Origin of the sequence: Algoriphagus sediminis, assembly GCF_030403435.1 — a bacterium.
Classification (GTDB): Bacteria; Bacteroidota; Bacteroidia; order Cytophagales; family Cyclobacteriaceae; genus Algoriphagus; species Algoriphagus sediminis.
In genome coordinates, this window is record NZ_JAUEPH010000002.1 from 577,113 (window position 1) to 595,308 (window position 18,196).

Here is an 18,196-nt window from a genome sequence, read left to right on the forward strand (position 1 = left end):
CCTTTATTTGAAAAGGCTAGATGTGTTTTAATTTCAAAATTAATTAGCTGATTAACAAATAACTGTAGCTCATTATTGAATACTTTCAATGTTAAGGAATTGACAAGAATGATGATTGGTCAATGTTGATATGAAGAATTTTCGCATTTTCAAGAAACCTTTACCACATATGAAAACTGCATATTATCCTGTACTATTCCTGGCTCTGATTATCGGCTTTTCTTCCTGTAAAAAGACAGAAGAATCAGCACAGGTTGAGCCTTTTAAAATTGCTATAGGATCCTGCAATAAGCATGATGAACCCCAACCACTTTGGAATCCAATTCTGGCAGATTCTGTTGATGCATGGGTTTGGTTAGGAGATAATATTTATGGTGATACTGAGGATATGGACCTGCTCAGATCAAAGTATGACGCTCAGGATGAAATAGAGAAGTATAGCCAACTTAAATCACAGGTTCCAATTTATGGTATCTGGGATGACCATGACTATGGAAGGAATGATGGCGACAAAAATTATCCTAAGAAAAGTGAGTCAAAGCAGATTATGCTGGACTTTCTGGACGTTCCAGAGGATGCTCCTGAAAGAAAAAGGGAAGGTGCTTATTCAAGTCATTTGATTGGAGAGGGTGAAAATCTGGTTAAGCTTATTCTGCTGGATGCAAGATATTTTAGGGATACACTCTCGAGAATAGATGGGGCATATTTGCCCAATGAACAAGGGACAATTTTGGGTGAAGAACAATGGGCATGGTTAGAAAAAGAGCTTTCTGACACAAAACCAAAAGTAACTTTGATAGCGAGCGGAATTCAAATTCTTCCAACGCAACATCGTTTTGAAAAGTGGGCTAATTTCCCTCAAGAGAGGGTGAAGTTGCTTGATCTACTTGCTGCTTCAGAAGTGAGAAACCCAATTCTTCTTAGTGGCGACAGGCATATCGCCGAGATAATGAAGTATGAAGATGATAGATTTCCAGAGGGTCTTTTTGAATTCACTTCCAGTGGTTTAACTCATACCTGGTCTACCGTAGGTGAGGAAGCAAATGATCTTCGGGAGGGGGATTTGATAGCAAAGCTAAATTATGGCTTAATCATATTCGATTGGGAAAATTCTACTTTGGTTTACCAAGTCAAAGGTGAAAATGGAAATGTCTACGCAAGTCAATCTATTAGTTTAAAGTAGTCGGTGCTTTCTTCTATTTTGGTTTAACAGTTCTTCTGATTTTTTCCACATCTTTGCATCCTCCTACTATGACTTTTTGATGACCTGGCAATTAATCAAGGATGCGATAAAGGGTAAAGAGCAAGATTTTACCCAACTTTCATTGAAGACTGCAATCATTATTCTGGCGATCCCAATGATCCTGGAAATGATGATGGAGTCGCTTTTTGCTGTGGTCGATATTTTCTTCGTCGCCAAATTGGGCGAGAATGCCATCGCTACGGTTGGATTGACTGAATCTGTAATTGTCCTGGTTTATGCTGTTGGATTTGGAATCAGCATGGCCGCCACAGCATTAATTTCTAGAAGGTTTGGTGAAAGGAGATACAGAGATGCAGGTGCGGCAGCTTTTCAGCTTCTTCTGGTAGGTGGTGTAATTAGTATTTTATTAGGGGTGTTAGGCTGGATTTTCGCCGCGGATATTCTACGACTGATGGGCGCAGAAGAAGATGTGGTTCAATCTGGAGTTGTGTATTCCAGAATTATTTTCGCCGGGAATACAGCGATAATGCTTCTTTTTCTTATCAATGGTGCATTTCGTGGAGCAGGGCTTGCTCATTTGGCTATGCGTTCTTTATGGATAGCGAATGGGCTAAACATTGTTCTGGACCCATTATTAATTTTTGGACTTGGTTCTTTCACCGGTTTTGGTTTGGAGGGGGCCGCGATCGCGACAACTACTGGAAGAGGTATAGGTGTTTTGTATCAGCTTTATCACCTTTTTGCGGGTTCTGATAAATTGAGGATTCTCAAGGAAGACCTGATAGTGAAATGGGGTGTGATCCAAAAGATCATGTCCATTGCGGTAGGTGGGATGGGGCAGTTTCTGATCGATTCGGTTTCATGGCTTGCCTTGACCCGAATGAACGCTGAATTTGGGTCTGCCTCTCTAGCAGGGTACACACTTGCTTTTCGGATTTTGATTTTTACAATTCTGCCAGCTTGGGGTTTATCAGGAGCTGCTGCAACCTTGGTTGGTCAGAACTTGGGAGCCGAGCAACCAGCGAGGGCTGAGAAGGCAGTTTGGCTGACTGTTCGCTATACAGTTATTTTTCTGGCAGCTATGACTGGTGTTTATCTGCTTTTCGCTGAAGATCTTGCAGGTTTCTTTACTGACATTCCGGAGGTAAAAGAAGTTGCAGCAAAGGGTCTAATGGTGGTTGTCCTTGGGTATGTATTTTACGCGGTAGGGATGGTCATTACGCAGGCTTTCAACGGTGCAGGAGATACGAGGACCCCAGCATGGATTAATATTGCTGTGCTTTGGGGTTTAGAGATTCCATTGGCTTATATTTTGGCTTTTCCTCTAGAAATGGGCTATTTAGGAATCTTTATTTCTATTTCCTTTAGTCACTCATTCCATGCTTTGGTAGCCTACTATATTTTCAGAAAAGGTAAATGGAAAGAGATGAAAGTATAATTGATTTAAGTAAAAAATGAGCAACAACGACATCCTTAGAACCTTACGTTACACCTTTGACTTTAAAGATTCCGAAATGATTGAAATCTTTGCCCTAGCTGGGAGAGAGATGAATAGGTCAGAGGTGATCAACTGGATGAAGAAAGAGGATGAGGAAGATTTTCAAGCTCTTTTTGATAAGGATCTTGCTTATTTTCTTAATGGCTTAATTATCAAAAACAGAGGAAAGAAGGATGGAGAAATTCCAAAAGCCGAAAAAAGCCTAAATAATAACCAGATTTTTAGAAAGCTCAGAATAGCTTTGACTTACAAGGAAGATGATATCCTGGAGGTTTTGTCATCCGTAGGCATGCATATAAGCCCACATGAGTTAAGTGCTTTTTTCAGAAATCCAAAGCAGTCTCAATATCGAGTTTGTCATGATCAGGTCTTAAGGTATTTTCTGAGAGGATTACAAAAAAAATATAGAGGTACAGGTCATAAATAAACCCACTTTACTCTTCCTACCTCTCCTGTATCGAGTATGACCTTTATTCCATGGGGGTGGGTCCCGGATTTTGTCAGAATTCTCTTGACAATCCCTTCTGTCAGCTCTCCGGTCCTTTGGTGATGCTTTTGCACCACAGAAACTTCAGAACCAATTTGTATATTTTTCCTATCTGTGCCTGTTAGTTTTTCTTCCATTAGTTGTGCTGAGGTAGCTTCATCAAAAGATCGATTAACTCTCTTGGTGTCTGAATGTCCATCACATTCTCTTCCATTATGAATCTCTGAAGCTCAAGCTCAAGCTCGAAAATAAGTCCATTGACGAAGATTGGATCCATTCTCAAGGTTTGGATGAAGTGATCATTTTTCCTTGATCCTGAAAGGCTTATTCCATAAGAATGGAATACCTCGATTGCTTTTTTTAATGTGGTGTAGTTGGTAGTCATTGGTCGTAATTTTTAATAGCTGTCCAAACCTGAACTTGATAAGTTCTCTGAATTCCTTTTAAATGATTCAACTCAAAACCTGGTTCTAGAATTTTCATTAGAAAAGATTTTTTTGCACTTAAAGGTTCCCAAAGAAATATGATGTTATACGATTATTTTGATCGTTAAGGTTTTGAAATACAAAGGTAAATTGATGCTAAAAGATAAAATGGTGATAATTATCACCTGAAAAACCTCTTGAAATAGATTTTGTTAATATCGCTTTTTTGGAAAGTGGGAGTAGTGGTGGTTCAGCTTTTCTCAGAGTTGAGTGACTTTTTTATGGAGTCACTATCCCAAGCATGATCATTCAAAGAGAACTTTTTGGCCATTTCACCTGAAAGCATTGATTCTTGCATTTCAATTTGGCTTTTCACTTTTGATATGTATTCCTTTCTATTGTTTCGGTATTGAACCAAGATTTTCAAGGCCTCTTCATCGTACTCGCGGAAATTCTGAGCAAGTCTATGAATAGTATGGCTTCTGAAGCCCAGTTTTTTCATTACATCTTCACCCATTCTAATTGAGGTGTCTAGATGTTCCCGGTAGATATTTGTGACTCCCATTTCCATCAGCTCATAGGCATCATATCGATTTTTAGCCCTCACCATCACCTCTAGATTAGGGAAATTTTCTTTGCATAAATGCACCAACTTGGCATTGGTTTCTGCATTATTTATGGCAGAAATAAGGATGTCAGCTTCATCAGCCCCAGCGGCATGAAGTAAATCCAGCCTGGTGCCATCTCCAAAGTAAACTTTGAAACCCATTTTTCTCAGAAAATCTACCTGATCTGGATTGTAATCTAAGACTGTAGCTTCTATTCCATTTGCCCTGAGAAACCTTCCCAGAGTAGATCCAAAATGTGAGAAACCCAGTAGGATAACTTTTCCCTTGCTTTCGATTTCATCCATATCTCTATCATTTTTCTCAACTTTGATCATTTTTGGTAAAATGACTTTGTCCAGAAGCACCAGGAATATTGGGGTAATGGTCATACTTAAGGCTGTGATGGCCATTAAGAAATCCGAAATTTCAACGTTGAAAATTCCCAATTGCGAAGCAAAAGCATAGGTCACAAAGGAAAATTCACCCACTTGTGACAATCCTATTGAAAACGAAAGATTTTCAGGAAGAGTAAGTCTTTTGCTCCTTCCAATGACAAATAGAATCAATGCCTTGAGGAGGATGATTCCAACAGTTGCAGAAACAATGATACTCGTGTTTTCAGCGATAAGGCTAAAATTGATCGTAGCACCCACAGCCATAAAGAAAAGACCGAGGAGTAGACCCTTGAAAGGGTCAAGATCGGTTTCAAGAGCATGACGGTAAGGACTGTTTGCAAGGATTACACCAGCGAGAAAGGTACCTAAAGCTGGGCTTAGCCCAACCACTTGCATGAGGAAACCTATCCCAACCACAATCAATAGGGCTGATGCAGTGAAAAGTTCTCTGAGTTTTGTTTTAGAAACCAATCCTAATAGTGGTCCGAATGCATATCTACCTAAGAGAACCACGAGACCGATAGCTCCAAAAATGAATAATGTTTGAGCCCATCCTGGGAAGTTTTCGATTAATCCTCCACTTCCACCGGCTCCTCCTGTGGTCTGAACTCCTGACACTACCAAAAGAGGTAAAATTGCCAGAATAGGAATAACTGCAATGTCCTGCATAAGTAGAACTCCAAAGGATAGTTTCCCTGTAGGACTACCCATTTCATTCTTTTCCTTTAAAGATTGAAGGACTATGGCGGTAGAAGAAAGAGCCATGGATAAACCTATAGCAAGTGAAATTCTCCAAGAAAAACCCAAAGCCAATGCTATACCAAAAACCAGTGCTGCTGTAACTAAAACCTGCGAGAGGCCAACCCGGAGGATCAGGTCTCGCATTTTCCAAAGGTTTTTAGGCTCCAGTTCCAAACCGATCAGAAAAAGCATCATGACTACACCGAATTCGGCTTTGTGCATGATGTCTTCACCTTCGGATAGAAATCCCAACAGGTAAGGTCCAATGACAATTCCAGCTATCAAGTATCCTAAAACAGATCCCATTCCAAGCTTTTTGGCGATGGGAACGCAGACTATTGCCGCTAAAATGTAAATAATGGCCTGAGCAAAGAATCCTTCCATGATTTAGCGGATATAGTTTAGTGAATCTAAGTTTTCTGAATCCCTTAGCTGAAGAATCAAATTTTTGTACTCTTCTGCCTTTTGGTTTAATCCTTCACCTCCGATCCGATGAGTTCCTTTTAAGGTAAATGGAGATAAATATTTCATTCCACACAGGCGGGCTGTCTGTTCGAATGGCCTCAAAAATTCCTCGACAGTGTAATTGTTTCTTCCTTCATGCGAATAGGCCGTATCAGATCCCCCCATAGTAATCGCATTCATGATAAATTTATTTTTCAGATAAACTCCACCTGGTCCATAAGCCCAACCAAATTCAAGAACCAGATCGATCCACTGTTTAAGAAGTGGAGGGCAGGAATACCAGTAAAAAGGGTGCTGCCAAATAATTACCTCACTTTCAAAAAGTCGACCTTGCTCTTTCTGTACTTTTACATTGAAGTCTGGATAAAGCTCATATAGGTCCCGAATTTCCACTTTTTCTAAATCTGAAATAGCTTTAATCAAGACCTGGTTGGCTTCAGAGTGCTCAAATTTAGGGTGGGCAAAAAGCACCAATACCTTCCTCATAAAAAATCTGGCTTAACCCTTAAATTCAACTTTTTTATGACTACCGTCGCAAAAGGGCTTGTTTTGACTTGCTCCACACCTGCAAAAGGCTGAAACCTTAGACTTTTTCAATTCGCTTCCGTCGGGCATTTTGACTGTTATGTTGCCATAAACCATTAACGGCCCATCTTTAGCTATCTCAACTACCTGTTCGTCAAGAATTTCCGGTTCTGATTTTTCGGAACTTCCATTCATGAAATAGCCCAAAGCCCCACTTGGACAAGCTTTGACTTGGTTAACTATTTCTTCGGTGCTCGCTCCCTGAGCATTGATCCAGGGTCTCTTGTTTGCATCAAAAACAGAAGGAAGCCCTTTCACACAATTTGCGGCATGTATGCACTTATGCGCTTCCCAAGTGATGGTGACTTCGCCATTTGAGTATTCTTTTTTGGTTTTAGGAGTGCTCATAGATTTGAAAGTTCGAATTGATCAAGAAGATAAGTATAAATTAATTCAAATAGGGCTCTGATTCGTCAGAGCCTTAAGCAAAACAGTTGTTTTTTCTTAGTCAGTAGACTTCATAACTGGATCCAAAGAATGGATTTTTAAATCTTCAAGGCCATTTTCTATTCTGATCTGAGTATAGGGCGATTCAGGGAAAACCAATGAAGTCATCACTAATTCACCATCGTTAATAAATAATTCAATGGAGTTGGCGTCGACAAAAAGTCTTAATTCGTTTGCTTCCCAACTCATGGGTGCGGAATGTGATGCGGCAAAGTCGGGATGGAAATTACTTTTTCCTGCCTTCCTTCGGTCCACAGTTACTAAGCCATTTTCTTTGGAAAAATGGACTTCTTCTCCTGAGTTATTTTCAATTTTGAAGCTGAAGGTATTAGAATCTATTTCTGCCTCTAATTCGAAAGCCTGACCCGGAAGAGGGGAGGATTGGGAAATGTGGAAAGTTTGATTTCTTAGCGAAAGCAATTCTTCTGACGGTTTTGATTTTACCAGTAGAGTTCCATCCACATCAAAAAGGGAGAGTTCCCGAGGAAGGGTCATTGCCGATCTCCAAGTTTTGGTGGGCACCACCTGAGCGTAGAGCCAATTACTCATCCATCCCATAAAGAGAGTTCTTCCATCAGATTCTGGAACATTGCTCCAGGTAACACCCGCGTAATTATCCGGTCCATAATCCAGCCATCTGATCAAATCATCATCAGGGATGAATTTTCCATCCATAAAATCCCCAATAAAATACTGTGTGGCAGAACCCATTTGTGGGCCACCTGGATTTAAACTAACCAGTAAAACCCATTTTTCTTCACCATTTGGAGCCGTAAACTGCAGTAGATCGGGACACTCCCAGACACCACCATGTGCACCTATATTCTTTCCAAAGTCACCTATTTTTTCCCAGTTGATCAGGTTTGAGGATTCATAGAAATGAATTTCGTCTTTCACGGCCAAGGTCATGATCCAATTATCTCTTCCATCCTCTTTTGGTAAATTCATGACCTTGGGATCTCTAAAATCAGCTATCCCGGGACTTTCCAAAACAGGGTTTTCATCATAGGGTTTCCAGGTCTTTCCCTCATCAAGTGAAAAGGCAATTCCCTGACTTTGGAATGTATTTGAACCTGAATCAGCCCCTACAGGATCATGATAGGTATAAATCGCTATGTAAGGTGGGTTGCCAGCTGTTCCCAAACCAGATGAATTTTTCAAATCAAAGACTGCACTCCCAGAAAAAATATAGCCTAAGCTGTCCGGATAAAGGGCAATGGGTTTATGCTCCCATCTTAGCATATCCTTACTCGTAGCATGACCCCAATGCATGGGACCCCAGACGGTGGAGTCCGGATAATATTGATAGAAAAGGTGATAATCTCCGTTGATATAGACCATACCATTGGGATCATTCATCCAGCCTGTTTTGGGGGTGAAATGGTACTCTGATCTATATTTTTCACCATTGGGAGACTCGAATTTTATGGGTTCTCCTGTATTACAACCAAAAATTAATAAGAGAAAAATAGATGCAAAGGGTAGTGTTTTATTCATGACTTGGGATTCATTATGAGCTCTTTTACCAGATTAGGATCTGATTCTCCTTGCATTCGATTTGCCATTTCAGATACATTTTCTAAGTATTTTCCATTTGACCAAAAGTCAGAAAGTACTGGTGAAAGATTTTTCTGATTCAATTTATGCACCGAAATGCCTTTTGGCCCCAGCCCTTTATCAGACACTAGCCTATTCCAAAAATACTGATCAATTATATGAGGAATTATAAGTTGAACACAAGAATAATAGCTAGCGAGGTGAGTGGTGCCAGAACCGCCATGATGGACTACACCATAAAGCTTTGGCATGATATAATCGTAAGGTATGCGATTGACAAATAAGATAGAATCTGGAGCATTCTCTACTTTTTCCAATCCTCCCCATGAAGTGTTTATAATGGCAGGTATTTCCATTTCTGAAAGCATTCTCACAAATATTTCAGAAATCTCCCTTGGCCGAGTATTACTCATGGAGCCAAAAGTCACCAAAATAGCTTTTGGGTATTTTTCAAGCCAGTTTTCAAGCCCTGGCTCTGGCTGATAGTCTTTTTTTTGATTTCTGTGCAGGTAGCCTGTTATTCTAGCATTTTCAGGCCATTCGGCTGGTTTTGGAAACAGGGAAGGGGATATGTTATAAATGTTTGTCAGAATTTTCTCTTCCAATTCCTTAAAGTTTTTGGGAGAAAAATCCATTTCAGGATGATCAGAGTAGAATTGACCCAAAAACCTTTTGAGCATTCTTCTCCTGACTCCATTCACAAAACTATAGCTGAGTTTAATCCAAAAGGGAGATATTATATTCCATTTTCCAAATCCGATATGTGGATATTTTGAAGATGGATGAGTGAGACATGGCATGGCATGAACAGCGATGTATTTAGATGGCTCTAAAAGGCCTCCAAATAAACCATATAAGCATTTGGAATGATACATGACTCGATCAGGCTGGAACCTGTCAATGGCCTCTTTTTGAACTTCTATAATTCTATTTTGAAGCTTCATCGAAGATTTCATCAATTTTAGGTATCCTTTGATTTTCTCAAAAAATCCTCCCTGTCCTCCCATTACCTGTTTACCTGTTTGTGAACTTAAGAGTTCCAAAAACTCAGCTGGGAAGCCTTCAAATGCATAACCAAGGCCTTCTACTTCCTCTCGGAATTGCTCTGGAAAAACGCATAGAATTTCATGGGAATTATCGAAGAGAGCTGCCTGTGCGAGAAAAGGTTCTACATCACCTCTGGAGCCGAGAGCCATGAACAGAAATTTCATAGTGCTTTTGGGAATGAGCCAATATTAATAGCTTTAGACTTCAATCTAGGATTTGTTTTGAAATTTCACTTATGAAAGGAATTATTTTGGCTGGAGGCTCTGGAACGAGATTGTATCCGCTTACCATAGCAGTGTCCAAGCAACTTATGCCGGTTTATGATAAACCGATGATTTACTATCCATTGTCAGCTCTGATGATGGCGGGAATTCGGGAGATTTTGATTATCACTACTCCGGAGGATTCTGACTCCTTCAGAAAGCTTTTAGGAGACGGCTCTCAGGTTGGGTGTTCATTTGAATATGCCGTCCAACCAAGTCCTGATGGTCTGGCCCAGGCTTTTTTGATTGGAGAAGAATTCATAGGTGATGATAAGGTGGCCCTTATTCTTGGGGATAATATTTTTTACGGAGCAGGTTTGGAGAAGACTTTGACAGAATATACAGATCCGGATGGGGGAGTAGTTTTCGCTTATCATGTTACAGATCCTGAACGTTATGGAGTGGTAGAATTTGATGAAAACCAGATGGCAGTGAGCATTGAAGAAAAGCCAAAGTCACCAAAGTCTAATTTTGCAGTTCCTGGCCTTTATTTTTATGATAATGAGGTGGTTAGTATTGCCAAGGGAATTAAGCCAAGTCCCCGTGGAGAATTGGAAATTACCGATGTGAATAATGCCTATTTAAAAAAGAAAGCACTCAATGTGGCTATCCTGGAAAGAGGCACAGCATGGCTGGACACCGGCACCCATGACTCTTTGCTACAGGCAGCTACTTTTGTGGAGGTAATAGAACAACGCCAGGGTTTAAAGATCGGCTGTATTGAAGAAATTGCTTATCGCAAAGGGTTTATTGGAAAGGATCAACTTCTAGAGGCTGCGAAGAAACTCGGAAAGAGCGGTTATGGGGATTATTTAAAGCGGATAATCTAATTATAACTGATTCAGGCTTATTCTGAGCAATTGTCCCATATTCTGTGCCTTTAAAAACTCCTGTTTCTTGTAATGTCGTGCAAGTTCACGACGAAGACTGTCCACGTTTTCACGTTGGGAAAGCACATCACCTTCCATCGCATTCAGGATGTTTTGAATGGTGACTTTTGCTGAACGGACCCGGTTGGAAATTAAAGTTCTTTCTTCTTTTTGATACTGCCGCATTGATTCAGGGGTGATGTATTTCATCCCTAATTCAATGAGCTTGTTGTTTTCCTTGAAATACTGCGGAAGATAAATGGACTTTTTGCCTTCATATGATTGCTGGTCAAAATCTATTGCCCGAATGCGGTAGTGTGTCTCCTCAAAATCTGGTGTTACATCGATCACAAAATTTGAGGAATGCATATCCCCCAAAAGCCTCACAAAGCAACGTTCATTAAATTTCACAAACTCCTTGGCTAGCCGAATGGCATTGGTATCATGGAGGTCCATGTGATCTTTCATAAATTTATCACCCGGAATCCCTGCTATGTGCTCTTCAATCAGGGTGTTTTGATGCACCAAATAGCTGATTCTATTCGGGGATAATAAGTGCTCTAGCTCAAGGCCATACACCCTGGAAGCATCAGCATTTTTAATATAGAAGTAATCGAAATTATCATTAATTCTATTCACAATCCTCACCCGAAAAGGTTGGGTATTGCCATACACACATAGGTCAATGCGATCTACGTAAAGGTGCTGCATGACGCTCATATCTCCTCCAGCTTTGAGCAGAGCGTATATTTTCTTTACATTCAGATGAATTTCCTCCCTGTCAGACTGATCATAGAAAACGGTTTCCCAAAGTGTGTCTTTTTCCAGTGAATCATAAAGAGCTATTGAACTGGAATATCGAAGAAGCTCATCATAATGAATGGGAATATCCACCTCCCTTCCGTACCCTACAAGATACTCTCGTAGCCCCTCGCTAATGGGATAGATTTTTTTCTTTTTGCTGATTAAGGCCATTATCAGGCAGAAATTTGGTATTTCTTCTTTAGGTCCTGGTCAAATACAAAAGGCCCAAAAGGTAAAACAGATGCTGTTAAGGCCATAAATATTCTTTTCCAGCTCCAATCCAGCTTTAGGGCCGTAGGGATAAGAACATAAAGATAAGCCATGAAAAGAACACCATGCGCCCAACCCACCACTTTAACTGCCATAGGCATGTCAAAGGCATATTTCAATGGCATTGCCAGAAATAAAAGAACCAGGAAGGAAATACCCTCTGTGAGACTTATATATCTAAATCGATTATACCACTTGTTTTGCTCCTCAGTCATTTGGTTTTATTTGGTGACATGAAATAATACTTGAAGAGCTCCCCAAAGTTTCCTTTTTAAAGAATTATCGTCTTTAATTACGGTTAAAGCATCTGCAAATAAGAATTCAGTTTCCTCATCAGAATAGACTTGATATTCAGGTGCTGGGGTAGCATTAATTGGGTGTTTGATTCGACCAAAACGAATGATTTTATGTGCTCCGATTTCATTAAAATCCTCCAAACTTCTCCCTTCTAATTCCTCCGATGACAATAGGCCAATATCGGACATGGAGTGATTCACTGCACCTAATATTTTTGATAGAAGTTCCAGGGCATCTTCGGTTAATTCGCTTTCCTCATGCAAAACCAACACTTGTTGAGAGAATTCACTCCTTACCTTAATGGGCTCAGGTTTTAAATCTTCTGTTTTTCCGGATTTTAGAGATTTTATTTTTGGTTCTTCTACAGAACTAATACTGGGGACAGGCCTTTTTTCTTCCTTTTCCTCTTGTGGCGCTTCATTGAATTCCTCAGGAAGAAAGTAAATCTCCTCCGTAAGGAGGGATGACAACTCGTTCAGGTTCTCTTTTTCCATGGTGGAAATTGGCTTTTAATTGCACTTTTGCCAAAAAAAAAGACCACTTTCTGAAGTGGCCTTTAAAATTATTTCATGTTAAAAATGGACTTGAGTTCATGTGCGTCCTCTGCCTTCATTCGCTTGCCTAAAACTAATCGCAACTGGCGTCTTCTCAAGGCACCATCGAACAATTCTTTTTCTTCTTCAGTCTCCGGAATCACTTCGGGTATTTCTATCGGTTTTCCGTTTTGATCTACGGCCACAAAGGTGAAAAAAGCCCTATGGGTGACGATGCTCTTGTTTGCTGGTATATCTTCTGCACTGACCTCAATATGGACCTCCATAGAAGAGGTGAAGGACCGGGTTACTTGCGCCTTAAGAGTGACAACATTACCAAGGGCAATGGGTTGTTTAAATGAAATGTTATCCGCTGAGGCGGTGACCACTATGCGATTTGAATGCTTTTGGGCAGCTATGGCAGCTACCACATCCATCCAATGCATAAGTTTACCCCCCATGAGATTATTTAAAGTATTGGTATCATTGGGAAGAACCATCTCCGTCATGATGGTTGCTGATTCTTTTGCAAACTTCTTTTTAGCCATTATCAAAGTATTTATTCAAAATTACGAATAAAATTTTGACTGGAATTATTATCCTTTATTATTCGAAATAATATTTCGAAATTATTTCCAGCCATCTTTACCCAAAAGAGGAACGAAGGCAAAAGAATCGAATTCCTCTTTGACCACCTTTGTATTTGATTGCTTCGTCAATTTAAGCATTTTCTGACTGGACCTATCTCCAACTGGGATAACCAGAATCCCTCCAATTTTTAATTGTCTGATTAGCTCGTTAGGAACTACAGGAGCACCAGCAGTTACAAGGATTTTATCATATGGAGCGTGCTGGGGTAAACCTTTGGAGCCATCACCCTGAAAGAGGTGGAAGCTAACACCAAGTCTCTCTAAAAACTTCCGAGTTCTCTCGTATAGTTTCTTTTGATACTCAATGCTATAAACCTCAGCACCCAAAATATGGAGAATAGTACCCTGATAACCAGATCCGGTTCCAATTTCCAAGATTTTATCGCCTTCTTTCACTTCAAGTAACTCGGTCTGAAAAGCAACAGTGTACGGCTGGGATATCGTTTGGCCTTCGCCTATCGGGAAGGCCTTATCCTCATAAGCATGGGAAACAAGAGCCGAATCAAAGAAAAAATGTCTAGGTAATTGATAGATTGCGTCGAGCACCCTCTCATCCTTAATTCCTTTCTCACGGATTGTCTTGACTAAGGCTTTTCTTTTTCCTTTATGAAGATAGGTGTCTTGAAGGCGAAGCATTCTTTGGGTGATTTTTGGCCGAAGATACTTGAATTATTAACGTATTTTGAAACCGAAATTACCATTTTTGACTTTTATCCTTCAAAAGCGAAAAAATAGAAATAGGAATGTTTACAGGAATTATTGAAGCCTTTGGAACCATCGAAGCCATTACCCGAGAGGGAACGAATATTCATTTTGACCTGGTCTCCGAAATTGGGTCTGAACTGAAAGTAGATCAATCATTGGCTCACGATGGAGTTTGCCTAACTGTGGTGTCAGTAAAGGGTAATGCTTATAGAGTCACTGCAATTGATGAGACGTTGTTAAAAACTAATTTGAGTTGCTGGGAAGTAGGTAAGAAGGTGAATTTAGAAAGATGTATGCCAGCAAATGGACGTTTTGATGGGCACATAGTACAAGGTCATGTGGATCAAATTGGAATTATTAAATCAATAGAAGACCAAGACGGTAGCTGGCTTTTTACTGTGAATTTTGATGATCATAAATCGAATGTGACTGTAGAAAAAGGTTCGATCACAATAAACGGAACAAGTCTCACCTGCTTTAACTCAAAGCCAGGAGAGTTTACCGTTGCCATCATTCCTTATACTTTCGAGAATACGAACTTTCATCAATTGAGAGTTGGTGACTCCGTAAATCTTGAGTTCGATATCGTAGGAAAGTATATCCAAAGGATTACTCAAGGGTATTAAATCTAGACTTATCCTTAAGCCTTTATTTCATACCTAGCATATCCTCCTCAGGTGATTTCACTAAACGAAAACCAACATTTGAGGAACCTCCATCTATTGCATGCCCTTGCCTTGCACTGGGACGGTAATTTATGCAGTAATTATCTGCACAGAGAAAAGATCCTCCTTTGATTACTCTTTCTTTGGCATATGGATTTCCAGGAACGTAGCATGGATTCATATCTGCATCCAACTTTGGTGCCTGACCGGCTAGCCGAGCAAATTTTAAGGCATCAAACCAATCATCTGTAAGTTCCCAAACATTTCCAATCATATCGTAAAGGCCATAATTGTTTGGTGCATAGGATTTTACAGGAGAAGTGCCTTCATAACCATCAAGGGCAGAATTTTCATGAGGAAACGTACCAGTAAAGGTGTTGGCAAGATATTGTCCATTTGGGCTCAACTCATCTCCCCAGGCAAACCTTTTTCCATTCAGCCCGCCTCTTCCAGCAAATTCCCATTCAATTTCTGTAGGTAATCTCTTTCCTACCCAGTCGGCGTATGCAACGGCATCTTCATATGCAATATGGACTACGGGATGATTTTCGAGTCCTTTAATATCACTTCCAGGACCTTCAGGATGCTTCCAATTTGCTCCCTGTACCCAGGTCCACCAAAGAGAAATATCCTGTAAGGGTACAGGCTCTGAAGGTGGGGTAAAAACCATAGAACCGGGCGCTAAGTATGAAGGGTCAGGTTCAGGAGTATCAGGTGGAAGTTGTTTCTTCAGATCTTCCCATTTAGTTGCCTTCTCTGCCAAGGTCACATAGCCAGTTGCATCCACGAAAGCTTGAAATTCAGCATTGGTTACTTCATGCACATCCATCCAGAAGCCTTCCACGGTTAGATCAACAGCAGGTCGCTCTACTTGATAAGCATCGGCTTCGTTGGTTCCCATGGTAAATTGCCCTCCAGGAATCCAGACCATTCCTTCAGGATTTTCTGTTGGTTGCTTCAGGGTTTCTTCTACCGCTTTAGGGCTTTTTTCTGTGATCTTTTCAGATGGTTTTTCACAGGAAATCAAGATGGTTGTGGCCAACACCACTGCCAATTTTAATCTATTACTCTTCAATTGCATTCACCTTTCTTTAGTATGATAAAAGTAATAAGAAAGACGTTAAATCACATTTTTTTGGCTGAAAGCCTGAGGATTAAATTGCCTCATAGAGGCTATCTAGTCTGGTTTGGGTTTTTCTGCGAAGTTTATTGAAAAACTGCCTTCTATCCTTTTCTCCAGTTTTGCTGATAAGGGTGGATTTTTTAATGAGGTTTTCCAAATTTCTGAACATTCCCTCATTGAATGATGGGTCAGAGGTTCCCATGAAATAGATCACACTGTAATTCAGGTAGGTAACCTTGGTGTCATTGAGTTGGACAAAAAATGTGTTGTCACCGAGGACAAAATCATTTACATAGAAATTGTAATCTGCGGAATCTGAATCCGGTAAAGTACCCGGCATAAACTTCTTTCCATATTCAGCCATTTTTTCCAAATGATCAACCACCTGAATCACGCATTCGTAGAGTTTGGCTGTATCTTTTGAACTACTCATAATGCCCATTTCATGATATAGATCTATCTGCCTCAAGGTGGTGTTCATGCCCTCAAGATTCCAGATTTCCGTGGTGGGTATTTTAGTTGACGTTCTTAAAATCTTCTGCTTAACCTGCTCTAAATGAGCATAATCCTGATTTGATACTGAGAATCTCTTGTCCTTTAGATTGTCATTGAATAGAATGGATTTTTGCCAAAAGAAAAACTTAAATGCTGCCAATTCGGGATAATAATAATGATACCACGGAGGCATATCCTTAAGTAGAAAATAGATATGTTTTTCATTAAAACTTGAAACCATTTCTAGTTGGGCTAGCACATCTTCCATCCAACTTTTGAAATTGCCTTGATCGTTAAAGTCATTTTGATTGGCATGAAAAAGCACCGTATCGCTTTGATTGCCAAATACCTGATCTAAAGAGATATTGAACTTATTGCTTAGTAAAACTAATTCTGAGAAGTCCAGGAGTTTTTGTCCACGAATTCTTCTATAAGCACTGTCAATACTTATATCTAATGTTTCGGAAACTACATCGACTATAGAAGCATATGAGGGTATGGCAGTTTTCAAGCTTTCAAAAAATGCCACCTGTGTTAAGTTATGAGTACTCATGATTTAGAATAAAATTCTGTTATGACATGAATAATGAAATAATATATGACTTTTTATTGGATTTGCCTTACACTTAAGCATGATCCATCATTAATCAATTCAGATTTCTAGCGGTTTTTGCCTTGATTAAGATTGAATGAATAGCCGATGGATAATTGTCCAACGCTTCCTCCTGCCAAGATCCTCCCATACTCTATTCTCAAGGCACTTTTATTCAAGTCTTTTCCGTAAGCCAAACCAAGGTTGGTGGCAAATGATGAACCACAGTCTTCGCATAAATAATTTATCCACTTGGGTGACACTGTTAATTCAAGTCTTTCAGGAATTAATGGTTGTGAATAAAAAATAGTTGGATGGATTTCCCAAGTTTCATTAGCCCTACTACCTAGAGCCCTTCCGGCAGGAATAAAAAATGAAAGACGATTGGGTACAAGAGAAATTTTAGGTCCTATTCCCAGAACGGTTAAATTCTCCCGTTCCTCTGAATTACCATACCAGTTGTGATCAAGTTTTCCTCTAATATCAACACTTTCAGATAGTCCTACTCCAAAATTAAAACCCAAATGAGAGACTTCATTCCCTGTATTTGTATAGTAAGGGGTGGCTTCAACTCCCCCTGAACCTAGGGTTCTGGCGCTTTGTAGATCTGAGAATACAGGTACACAAGAGGTACTTAGAAGAAGAAAACCGAAGGCAATTATTGAAATTTGGCGAGAGACAGCTTGATGTGCTTTTTCAATGTGCGAAGTAGTTTTTTCCTTCGAATAGTAGTGTTTTTTCATCCTTTCAGTGACCACATCATTCTTTGGGGGTAAAGTGTTGAATAACCAATCCCAAAAAGTGGTACTGAAGCTGTAGCCGTGATGAGGTCGGGTAGAATGATGAAGGATGTGGGCTCTTTGAGTGTGAGGGAGTAAATATGACCCGATACGCTGATGTAAAACATAATGAATAAGATTAAACGTCGCGAATCCACTTATAAATCCAGCTGCCAAAGGATAAGCGCCTCCTTTGTACCAGGCAAAGATTGAACTTACAATTAACGCACTCACTGAAAGAACCCGATGCCAAAATGTTACCTTTAAATGCTGTGGTGATTTGTGATGCTCAAGATGATTAAAAAGAGTGATCTTCTTTCCAGGGACGATGAGTTCATGCATTAAAAATCGATGCATGCCGTATTCGATAAAAGTCCAGGTAAACCATCCTGAAGTAAAAATTAGCACATAACTGAGAATCCGATTTGATTCTAACAAAATCCCTAAACTTAGGATAGATCCAAGAATTAGGAAGGCCTGAAAAATGCAAAAGAGTCGGGGAGTTGGGCGTGGGTTAGGTTTTGTGTTTTTCATAGCTTTTTTAACTCAAGCTATGAGAAAGAGAATTTTGAGTTTTTTACTGTATGAAAAAGCCAAGAGGTGATTTTAACAAAAAATGCAAAAAGTGATCTTCAGGAATAAAAATCTCGTCTCAATTTGAAAAATCTAATAATTGTCCTGTTGGGGTTTTG

General features: G+C 39.9%; 20 protein-coding genes. 5 read left to right on the top strand and 15 right to left on the bottom strand.

Annotated elements, in window-relative coordinates; translation table 11 throughout:
* The first annotated feature begins 169 nt into the window (after positions 1-169).
* From QVH07_RS05685 to QVH07_RS05695, 3 genes are all read left to right on the top strand, one after another.
* Entirely contained in the window at positions 170-1,183 is a 1,014-nt protein-coding gene (locus QVH07_RS05685; RefSeq protein WP_289999187.1) for an alkaline phosphatase D family protein, read from the top strand.
* 79 nt (positions 1,184-1,262) lie between these two features.
* Positions 1,263-2,642 (top strand): MATE family efflux transporter, encoded by a 1,380-nt coding sequence (locus QVH07_RS05690; RefSeq protein WP_289999188.1) that lies wholly within the window; start codon positions 1,263-1,265, stop codon positions 2,640-2,642.
* A gap of 16 nt (positions 2,643-2,658) precedes the next feature.
* Complete coding sequence (locus QVH07_RS05695) at positions 2,659-3,129, top strand: YehS family protein (RefSeq protein WP_289999189.1); 471 nt, start codon at positions 2,659-2,661, stop codon at positions 3,127-3,129.
* On the opposite strand, the gene QVH07_RS05700 is transcribed toward QVH07_RS05695, so the two are convergent.
* The 7 genes from QVH07_RS05700 to QVH07_RS05730 form a co-directional block, all read right to left on the bottom strand.
* Positions 3,120-3,326 carry a YwbE family protein gene (locus QVH07_RS05700; protein WP_289999190.1) on the bottom strand — a complete coding sequence of 69 codons (207 nt, stop codon included), beginning with the start codon at positions 3,324-3,326 and terminating at the stop codon, positions 3,120-3,122. The genes QVH07_RS05695 and QVH07_RS05700 overlap by 10 nt on opposite strands.
* Complete coding sequence (locus QVH07_RS05705) at positions 3,326-3,574, bottom strand: acyl carrier protein (RefSeq protein ID WP_289999191.1); 249 nt, start codon at positions 3,572-3,574, stop codon at positions 3,326-3,328. The genes QVH07_RS05700 and QVH07_RS05705 overlap by 1 nt, the downstream gene beginning before the upstream one ends.
* A gap of 290 nt (positions 3,575-3,864) precedes the next feature.
* Positions 3,865-5,742, bottom strand: a complete 1,878-nt coding sequence (locus QVH07_RS05710) for a monovalent cation:proton antiporter-2 (CPA2) family protein (RefSeq protein ID WP_289999192.1) — start codon at positions 5,740-5,742, stop codon at positions 3,865-3,867.
* A gap of 3 nt (positions 5,743-5,745) precedes the next feature.
* Complete coding sequence (gene kefF, locus QVH07_RS05715; protein WP_289999193.1) at positions 5,746-6,309, bottom strand: glutathione-regulated potassium-efflux system oxidoreductase KefF; 564 nt, start codon at positions 6,307-6,309, stop codon at positions 5,746-5,748.
* A 12-nt stretch (positions 6,310-6,321) separates the two neighbouring features.
* On the bottom strand, positions 6,322-6,756 hold the full coding sequence (locus tag QVH07_RS05720) for a (4Fe-4S)-binding protein (RefSeq protein ID WP_289999194.1): 435 nt from the start codon (positions 6,754-6,756) through the stop codon (positions 6,322-6,324).
* A gap of 96 nt (positions 6,757-6,852) precedes the next feature.
* Positions 6,853-8,352 (bottom strand): glycoside hydrolase family 32 protein, encoded by a 1,500-nt coding sequence (locus QVH07_RS05725; protein ID WP_289999195.1) that lies wholly within the window; start codon positions 8,350-8,352, stop codon positions 6,853-6,855.
* Positions 8,349-9,623, bottom strand: a complete 1,275-nt coding sequence (locus QVH07_RS05730) for a glycosyltransferase (RefSeq protein WP_289999196.1) — start codon at positions 9,621-9,623, stop codon at positions 8,349-8,351. Before QVH07_RS05730 ends, QVH07_RS05725 begins: the two co-directional genes overlap by 4 nt.
* Positions 9,624-9,694: 71 nt before the next feature.
* Between QVH07_RS05730 and rfbA the strand changes: the two genes are divergently transcribed.
* Positions 9,695-10,552, top strand: coding sequence for a glucose-1-phosphate thymidylyltransferase RfbA (rfbA, locus tag QVH07_RS05735; protein WP_289999197.1), 858 nt, complete (start codon positions 9,695-9,697; stop codon positions 10,550-10,552).
* Here rfbA and QVH07_RS05740 read toward each other — a convergent pair whose 3' ends face one another.
* From QVH07_RS05740 to QVH07_RS05760, 5 genes are all read right to left on the bottom strand, one after another.
* The gene (locus QVH07_RS05740; RefSeq protein WP_289999198.1) at positions 10,553-11,566 is read right to left on the bottom strand and encodes a hypothetical protein; all 1,014 of its coding nucleotides are present in this window, start codon (positions 11,564-11,566) and stop codon (positions 10,553-10,555) included. It lies immediately after the preceding gene.
* A 2-nt stretch (positions 11,567-11,568) separates the two neighbouring features.
* Complete coding sequence (locus QVH07_RS05745) at positions 11,569-11,880, bottom strand: DUF3817 domain-containing protein (protein WP_289999199.1); 312 nt, start codon at positions 11,878-11,880, stop codon at positions 11,569-11,571.
* Between the two features lie 6 nt (positions 11,881-11,886).
* Positions 11,887-12,456 carry a hypothetical protein gene (locus QVH07_RS05750; protein ID WP_289999200.1) on the bottom strand — a complete coding sequence of 190 codons (570 nt, stop codon included), beginning with the start codon at positions 12,454-12,456 and terminating at the stop codon, positions 11,887-11,889.
* Between the two features lie 68 nt (positions 12,457-12,524).
* Positions 12,525-13,043, bottom strand: coding sequence for an acyl-CoA thioesterase (locus QVH07_RS05755; protein ID WP_289999201.1), 519 nt, complete (start codon positions 13,041-13,043; stop codon positions 12,525-12,527).
* An 81-nt stretch (positions 13,044-13,124) separates the two neighbouring features.
* Entirely contained in the window at positions 13,125-13,781 is a 657-nt protein-coding gene (locus tag QVH07_RS05760) for a protein-L-isoaspartate(D-aspartate) O-methyltransferase (protein ID WP_289999202.1), read from the bottom strand.
* Between the two features lie 107 nt (positions 13,782-13,888).
* On the opposite strand from QVH07_RS05760, the gene QVH07_RS05765 reads away from it, so the two are divergent.
* Positions 13,889-14,476 carry a riboflavin synthase gene (locus tag QVH07_RS05765; protein ID WP_289999203.1) on the top strand — a complete coding sequence of 196 codons (588 nt, stop codon included), beginning with the start codon at positions 13,889-13,891 and terminating at the stop codon, positions 14,474-14,476.
* A gap of 22 nt (positions 14,477-14,498) precedes the next feature.
* On the opposite strand, the gene QVH07_RS05770 is transcribed toward QVH07_RS05765, so the two are convergent.
* The 3 genes from QVH07_RS05770 to QVH07_RS05780 all read right to left on the bottom strand — a co-directional run bounded on the left by QVH07_RS05770 (position 14,499) and on the right by QVH07_RS05780 (position 18,038).
* Positions 14,499-15,596: a formylglycine-generating enzyme family protein gene (locus tag QVH07_RS05770; RefSeq protein WP_289999204.1), complete on the bottom strand. Its 1,098-nt coding sequence runs from the start codon at positions 15,594-15,596 to the stop codon at positions 14,499-14,501.
* A 73-nt stretch (positions 15,597-15,669) separates the two neighbouring features.
* On the bottom strand, positions 15,670-16,686 hold the full coding sequence (locus QVH07_RS05775; RefSeq protein ID WP_289999205.1) for a hypothetical protein: 1,017 nt from the start codon (positions 16,684-16,686) through the stop codon (positions 15,670-15,672).
* A gap of 107 nt (positions 16,687-16,793) precedes the next feature.
* Entirely contained in the window at positions 16,794-18,038 is a 1,245-nt protein-coding gene (locus QVH07_RS05780) for a sterol desaturase family protein (protein WP_289999206.1), read from the bottom strand.
* Between the last annotated feature and the right edge of the window lie 158 nt (positions 18,039-18,196).

Bases quoted from the DNA above. Each gene is read 5' to 3' on its own strand.
- QVH07_RS05685 (WP_289999187.1), top strand. From the start codon at position 170: ATGAAAACTGCATATTATCCTGTACTATTCCTGGCTCTGATTATCGGC.
- QVH07_RS05690 (WP_289999188.1), top strand. From the start codon at position 1,263: ATGACCTGGCAATTAATCAAGGATGCGATAAAGGGTAAAGAGCAAGAT.
- QVH07_RS05695 (WP_289999189.1), top strand. From the start codon at position 2,659: ATGAGCAACAACGACATCCTTAGAACCTTACGTTACACCTTTGACTTT.
- QVH07_RS05700 (WP_289999190.1), bottom strand. From the start codon at position 3,326: ATGGAAGAAAAACTAACAGGCACAGATAGGAAAAATATACAAATTGGT.
- QVH07_RS05705 (WP_289999191.1), bottom strand. From the start codon at position 3,574: ATGACTACCAACTACACCACATTAAAAAAAGCAATCGAGGTATTCCAT.
- QVH07_RS05710 (WP_289999192.1), bottom strand. From the start codon at position 5,742: ATGGAAGGATTCTTTGCTCAGGCCATTATTTACATTTTAGCGGCAATA.
- kefF (WP_289999193.1), bottom strand. From the start codon at position 6,309: ATGAGGAAGGTATTGGTGCTTTTTGCCCACCCTAAATTTGAGCACTCT.
- QVH07_RS05720 (WP_289999194.1), bottom strand. From the start codon at position 6,756: ATGAGCACTCCTAAAACCAAAAAAGAATACTCAAATGGCGAAGTCACC.
- QVH07_RS05725 (WP_289999195.1), bottom strand. From the start codon at position 8,352: ATGAATAAAACACTACCCTTTGCATCTATTTTTCTCTTATTAATTTTT.
- QVH07_RS05730 (WP_289999196.1), bottom strand. From the start codon at position 9,623: ATGAAATTTCTGTTCATGGCTCTCGGCTCCAGAGGTGATGTAGAACCT.
- rfbA (WP_289999197.1), top strand. From the start codon at position 9,695: ATGAAAGGAATTATTTTGGCTGGAGGCTCTGGAACGAGATTGTATCCG.
- QVH07_RS05740 (WP_289999198.1), bottom strand. From the start codon at position 11,566: ATGGCCTTAATCAGCAAAAAGAAAAAAATCTATCCCATTAGCGAGGGG.
- QVH07_RS05745 (WP_289999199.1), bottom strand. From the start codon at position 11,880: ATGACTGAGGAGCAAAACAAGTGGTATAATCGATTTAGATATATAAGT.
- QVH07_RS05750 (WP_289999200.1), bottom strand. From the start codon at position 12,456: ATGGAAAAAGAGAACCTGAACGAGTTGTCATCCCTCCTTACGGAGGAG.
- QVH07_RS05755 (WP_289999201.1), bottom strand. From the start codon at position 13,043: ATGGCTAAAAAGAAGTTTGCAAAAGAATCAGCAACCATCATGACGGAG.
- QVH07_RS05760 (WP_289999202.1), bottom strand. From the start codon at position 13,781: ATGCTTCGCCTTCAAGACACCTATCTTCATAAAGGAAAAAGAAAAGCC.
- QVH07_RS05765 (WP_289999203.1), top strand. From the start codon at position 13,889: ATGTTTACAGGAATTATTGAAGCCTTTGGAACCATCGAAGCCATTACC.
- QVH07_RS05770 (WP_289999204.1), bottom strand. From the start codon at position 15,596: ATGCAATTGAAGAGTAATAGATTAAAATTGGCAGTGGTGTTGGCCACA.
- QVH07_RS05775 (WP_289999205.1), bottom strand. From the start codon at position 16,686: ATGAGTACTCATAACTTAACACAGGTGGCATTTTTTGAAAGCTTGAAA.
- QVH07_RS05780 (WP_289999206.1), bottom strand. From the start codon at position 18,038: ATGAAAAACACAAAACCTAACCCACGCCCAACTCCCCGACTCTTTTGC.